The sequence below is a fragment of the Allobosea eneae genome, assembly GCF_042657265.1.
Lineage (GTDB): Bacteria > Pseudomonadota > Alphaproteobacteria > Rhizobiales > Beijerinckiaceae > Allobosea > Allobosea eneae.
In genome coordinates this window covers 1-5600 of the sequence record NZ_JBHSLW010000012.1, presented here as the reverse complement: position 1 = coordinate 5600, position 5600 = coordinate 1, and the positions used below count along the sequence as shown (strand labels likewise).

Below are 5600 nucleotides of genomic sequence, written 5' to 3'. Positions count from 1 at the left end.
CGATCAGCTCCGCCGATCGTCCGTTGCTCCACCCGCGCCTCACGGCGTAAAACCCGCCGAGGCTCTAACCGCCGCTGGATGACAACTCAGTGGCAGGTCAGCTTCAGCCGGCGCATCTCGGCCGGCAGCAGCCCGTCGTACTTCTTCTTCCAGTTGAAATAGGTCGCCTGGCTGATTCCGGCCCGCCGGCAGGTCAAGACAAGCGGCGTATGGCACGAGCTCTGACGCTTGCAGCCGCAACTTCTATGGCAAAACCCGCCCTCGTAGATCGCGCACAATATAACCGCGCGCCCACGCTGCGATTGTAAAACAGCGTTCGAGGGTGTGATGCAGCGTGCCGTCGAGTTGGCCGTTCTCGATCTCGAAATCATCCATAGATAGCGCCAAATCGCTTAACGCTGCTAATGCCGATGGCCTGAACCAGAACATCGACCCCTCGAAGAAGCCAAGGCGAAGCGACGAGTCTGCGCCCATCCGGGCTGAAACCTCCCGGACGCGCGCTTCATTATCCATCCAATACGATGGCCCAGTACGGTAGCAAGCTGCCCAGCCGACGATACCGGTGGTCGGCTCCGCGAACATAGCAACTGTTCGACTCGCGGCTTCCCGTTCCCCACAAAGCATTGCGAACAGCAATTTGCGTCTAGTTTCCCCGTCGAGTAGATGAGGGCTGCGTTTGGTATGAAGCTTTAAAACCGCATCAAATTGGTCCAGCTTCCCACTTTGGAGCAGCATCAGGAAAGGCGCGATGTCGCGGCCCCGGTTCACGTACGGATGGATTGCTACCCCCTGGACATCGCGCAACAAGCGCTCGGCTTCCTTCAATCGGTCGAAGGGAACGGTCACAAATAATGGGACCACTCCTTGTAGCATCGAGCGACATTCCAAAATTTCGTCCAGCAGCTCCAGATAGTAAGCGTGAGCGACGATAGCGACTTTCAGATCCGGCCTCACGAGAGGTGGCCGTCGCCTGGCGAGAATTCGGCGCAGGTGTTTGCCAGGACCTGAGACGAAGAGAGCTCCCACCGTGAGTGCCGCGATCTTTTGATAGACGTGCATCAACAACGCATGTGATCGCAGGCCCAACCGGGCTACGGCCTGCAACCGTGGCTGCCTCGTTTCCATTTGCCGCTCGAACCGTCGCTTTGGTGTTCATTCGCGCCTCTCCTAGCACACCCAATGACCATGCAGCCTCCTTTTTAAAGGCATGATTGATCGGCGCAGGCGACACTTCGCCGATTGACAGCGGGCCGGACTAGTCCGTAAACGAAGCGCACGCTCCAAAACGCCTTCCCGAACAGCGTCAAGACCGATCGGTTTTTGGTGACAGTCCTGCTCGGGCGCGCGCAGCATCCAGGTTCGAGATATTGATTGCAAAACAGACATCAAGGCTCACAGCGCTATTATCGTTACGGGTAACGCCGCTGACGCCCTTTTCTGTGATATGGAACAACAAGCACCTTCTGCGACGTCTTGTCTCGCAGGAGGTTCAAAGCCGGTACCGCGGCTCGCTTCTTGGCGTTGTGTGGTCCGTGCTGGTGCCGTTGAGCCAGCTGCTTGTCTTCACATTCATTTTCACGTCTGTCATCCCGAGTCGCTGGGGCAGCAATAGCGGCAATGTCGGCGAATTTTCCCTGAACCTTTTCGTCGGCCTGATTGTTTACGGATTATTCAGTGAGGCCCTTGGGCGAGCGCCCATGCTCTTGCTTGAAAATCCATCGTATCTAAAGAAAGTCGTTTTCCCAGTCGAACTACTAGGTGTCAGCGCTCTAATCCTGGCGCTTGTCAACGCATTGATATCATTGGTGATCCTGCTTGTTTTTCAGTTCGCGTCCACGGGGGCAATATCGGTGACGGTCATTGCCCTGCCGCTTGTCATAATCCCGTTCGTCCTGCTCTTGTGTGGTCTGATCTGGTTTTTGTGCGCAACAGGCGTTTATGTTCGAGATCTTCGCTATGCAATTGGCCCAATTCTATCGCTTTTCATGTTCCTTAGCCCGGTTTTTTATCCCGCTTCGTCCTTGCCCTCGGAGTTTGCCTGGATTTTTGCGCTGAATCCTCTCGTTCCAGCGATTGAGCAGGTGCGTGCCATCGTACTTTATGGGCAGTGGCCGACTATGCGATCCATTCTGGAGATGTGGACAATAGGGTTGATATCGATTTGGCTCGGCTATCTCTGGTTCTCTGGCACCCGCCGTGGCTTCGCCGATGTCGTCTGAACGTGCTACACGTACACCGCTACTCAGGGTTAGCGGTCTTTCCAAGGTTTATCGGATTTTCGATCGACCGGGGGACCGACTGAAGCAGATCCTATTCGGAGGTTTTAAGCGCTACTATCGCGACTACACCGCGCTCAAGGATGTCTCGTTCTCGATCGCGAAGGGCGAAACGGTCGGCATCGTTGGTCGCAACGGCGCCGGAAAGTCGACGCTCTTGCAGATTCTGACGGGTACATTGCAGGAGACTGCAGGCGAGGTTACCATCAATGGACGTGTGGCGGCACTGCTGGAACTAGGGTCTGGAATCAATCCTGAACTAACTGGCCGGGAAAATATCCGCTTGCTAGCGGCGATCCTTGGTCTTGACGATGCCGAGACTAACGATCGCATGCCTGCGATTGAAACATTTGCGGAGCTAGGACAGTTCATTGACCAACCCGTTAAAAATTACTCCAGCGGCATGTATGTCCGCCTAGCTTTTTCAATCGCGACCTGCGTCGATCCCGACCTATTAATCGTCGATGAAGCTTTGAGTGTAGGTGATGTCGCCTTTCGCAATAAATGCATGCGACGCATTAACGAATTGCGTGCGAAGGACGTCAGCATACTGTTCGTTTCCCATGATTTGAGTACATTGCAGATGATCTGCGACCGCGCGATTTGGTTGAATGACGGGCAAGTCAAGGCCATCGGAAACCCAGTGCAGATCACGCAGGATTTCCATGCATTTATGGTCGCCGGCGATGTCTCAGCAGCCGGTTTCGATAGTGATCTGCGAATCGCGCCGCCCCCACAGCAAATCACTGACCACGGTCAGTTTACCGTGTTCAAACTGAGATCTGTAGGTATAACAGATTATCTCCCCGGCGATGATATTGCTTTCGAATTTTCTTTAAGGTTGGACGAAGACATCGACGGAGCGATCTTTGGTCTAAGTATCTATAGACGAGATGGAGATTGGGTCATTGGCCAGACAAACAAAGAGGCTGGTGTAACATGGCCTCCCGCTAAGGCAAACGAAGTCGTCAGCGGCATAGTGACTTTGAGGGACACTGTACTAGGACCTGGTGAATATGTCGCTGCGATAGCGGCGTATAATTCCGATCTATCATTGCTCTATGCAATGACGGAACTCAACGTGTCCTTTTCCGTAAGAAGCCCATATCCTACCTGGGGTAAAATAATCCATCCGGTTTCGTGGGAGCCGCGCAGTTGACTGGTGGTTGTGGGCCATAGATCGTAAAAATGATCCGATCTGACAGCTAGCCACTGTCGTTAAAAATTCTCCGTTGTAAAGGAATCGCCGTGTCGAAAGTTCGCACTGAACGTGGACATGTTCAAACAGCGCCGTCCTGTCCAGTCTGCAAGGCGACCTCTTCCGTGCGGCTGTGCAAGGCGAACGGCTATCAGGTTTGGCGTTGTCCATCCTGCGCAACTGATTTTGTTTGCCCTGCGCCTACGCCAGATCAACTCAAAGCACTCTACGACCGGGAGGAATGGTTTGAGGGGGGCGAGGTTGGCGGCTACGCGTCGTACGACGCGCAGACGGACAGCGCGCCACCATGGCTAGAAAGTCTTCTCGACCGTATCAGTTCAGAGCGAAAAGCGCCATCGATACTCGACATTGGATGCGCCTATGGTACTCATTTGGAGCTTGCCCAGGCGCGAGGTTGGCAGTGCTTTGGCGTAGAACCTTCAAAACACGCGCGCCACGTCGCTATATCCCGAAACCCCGAGATGTACTTCGTCGAAACGGTGGAGGAGATACCACCGCACCGCTTCGACCTCATCTTACTGCTCGAGGTCATCGAGCACTTGGCCAATCCGTATGACCTCTTCTATCAGCTGATGGCGAAGGATGCGATCGGCCCGGAAACGGTGGTTGCCGTCACAACGCCGAATGCACGTTCCGCCGAAGCACTGAAAGACGCCGCCGGCTGGAAGTATCGTCATCCTCCGTCCCATTTGACGTTCTATTCTGGGGAAACCTTTGCAACGCTGTTTCGCCGCCTACGATTCGCGCAGGTCGATATTAAGGGGCAGCATCCTCTGGGCTCTGCAGAGGCCGTCGAATTGTTCGGGGACGAGGTCTCGGAACTGAACGCTTCCATTGTTTCGCAGGAAGGGCTGCTCGCCATCGCGAGCGGCAGTGATTTCGCGTCTTTCATGCAGGAGCGCTATGTTCCGGGAACCTGGTCTGAGATTGCAGCTTACGAGCACCTCCCACGCTATGCTTTCGCCAATGCGCTCGCGGCAGGAAAGCGGATTCTCGATTTCGGTTGCGGCAGCGGCTATGGAGCCGCCGGTCTGGCAAAGGAGGCCTTGCACGTTACCGCGATCGACATAAGCCAGGAAGCTCTCAGCTATGCGCGAGAGCACCACAAGGCTCCCAATTTGCTATTCGAGCAGCGCACCGACCTAGCCGATGGCCTGGAAGCGGCGAGTTTCGATTTAATCACCTGTTTCGAGCTCATCGAGCATCTAGCGCGTCCCGACCAACTCCGTCTGCTGGCCAATTTACAGCGCCTGCTGTCTAAGAACGGTCTGCTGCTGATTTCGACGCCAAATCCCGCCGCGACGGCCAATTATGGCGAGAATCCTTTCCATCTGCATGAAATGTCGGAAACAGAGTTTCGGAAGACGCTAAAGTCTGTCTTTCCACATGTCCGATTTTTTGGGCAGGTGATCGCGCCGACCGTCACCTTCTTGTCTGACGCGATGGATAAGCAGACAGATTGCAGCTTTCATGCATTGGCTGGCGGTACCCGACCAGAGCCGGCCGTCTTCATGGCCGTCTGCGCGATAAACGCTATCCCTGCACTGCCCCGGCCAATCTTTTTCGACGCCGATCTCGACTATATCGCAATGCGGACGCAGGCGCTTAAAAGTCGCAATCGAGAACTGCTCGGGCGTTATGAGTTGCACCACCTGAGGGCCGCATCGGCTAAGCGTATTGAGGCGGATGCTCAAACGAACCGGGCGATCCAAAGCGAACTCGATGCAAGCCAAGCGAAGCTACTGGACGTCCAAATGGAACTGGCGCGCACACTAGAGCATTCCAAAGCCGCGGCCGAGGCGCGGCGCGACGCCGAGATGAAGCTGTTGGCCCGGGAAGCGGAGCTTTCGACCGTTCAGTTGGAGCTAGCACATTCTTTAGAGAATTCTGAGGCCGAGGCCGAGGCGCGGCGCGACATCGAGATAAAGCTCGCCACGCGGGAAGCGGAGCTATCAACCATCCAATTCCAGCTAACGCAAGCGCTGGACCATGGCAAAGCCGAAGCCGAAGCGCGTCGCGATACCGAGATAAAGCTCGCGGCCCGGGAAGCGGAGCTTTCCACTGTCCAGTTAAAGCTGGCTCGATCGGTGGAGCATGCCGAAACC

General features: G+C 55.3%; 4 protein-coding genes and 1 pseudogene. 3 read left to right on the top strand and 2 right to left on the bottom strand.

Annotation, left to right across the window (positions count from 1 at the left end):
* Positions 1-101 precede the first annotated feature (101 nt).
* Both ACFPOB_RS11205 and ACFPOB_RS11200 read right to left on the bottom strand, forming a co-directional pair.
* A pseudogene (locus ACFPOB_RS11205) lies at positions 102-191 on the bottom strand (transposase); the annotation flags it as partial.
* Positions 192-243: 52 nt separating this feature from the next.
* Positions 244-1059, bottom strand: coding sequence for a rhamnan synthesis F family protein (locus ACFPOB_RS11200; RefSeq protein ID WP_377798327.1), 816 nt, complete (start codon positions 1057-1059; stop codon positions 244-246).
* Positions 1060-1367: 308 nt separating this feature from the next.
* Here ACFPOB_RS11200 and ACFPOB_RS11195 point away from each other — a divergent pair, with 308 nt between their 5' ends.
* From ACFPOB_RS11195 to ACFPOB_RS11185, 3 genes are all read left to right on the top strand, one after another.
* Positions 1368-2219, top strand: coding sequence for an ABC transporter permease (locus ACFPOB_RS11195; protein WP_377798326.1), 852 nt, complete (start codon positions 1368-1370; stop codon positions 2217-2219).
* On the top strand, positions 2209-3435 hold the full coding sequence (locus ACFPOB_RS11190) for an ABC transporter ATP-binding protein (protein WP_377798324.1): 1227 nt from the start codon (positions 2209-2211) through the stop codon (positions 3433-3435). The genes ACFPOB_RS11195 and ACFPOB_RS11190 overlap by 11 nt, the downstream gene beginning before the upstream one ends.
* Positions 3436-3524: 89 nt before the next feature.
* Positions 3525-5600, top strand: a 2076-nt coding sequence (locus ACFPOB_RS11185) for a class I SAM-dependent methyltransferase (protein WP_377798322.1), incomplete at its 3' end; no start/stop codon positions are given.

Excerpts from the sequence above, each read along its gene's own strand:
- ACFPOB_RS11200 (WP_377798327.1), bottom strand. The coding sequence starts at position 1,059 with ATGCACGTCTATCAAAAGATCGCGGCACTCACGGTGGGAGCTCTCTTC.
- ACFPOB_RS11190 (WP_377798324.1), top strand. The coding sequence starts at position 2,209 with ATGTCGTCTGAACGTGCTACACGTACACCGCTACTCAGGGTTAGCGGT.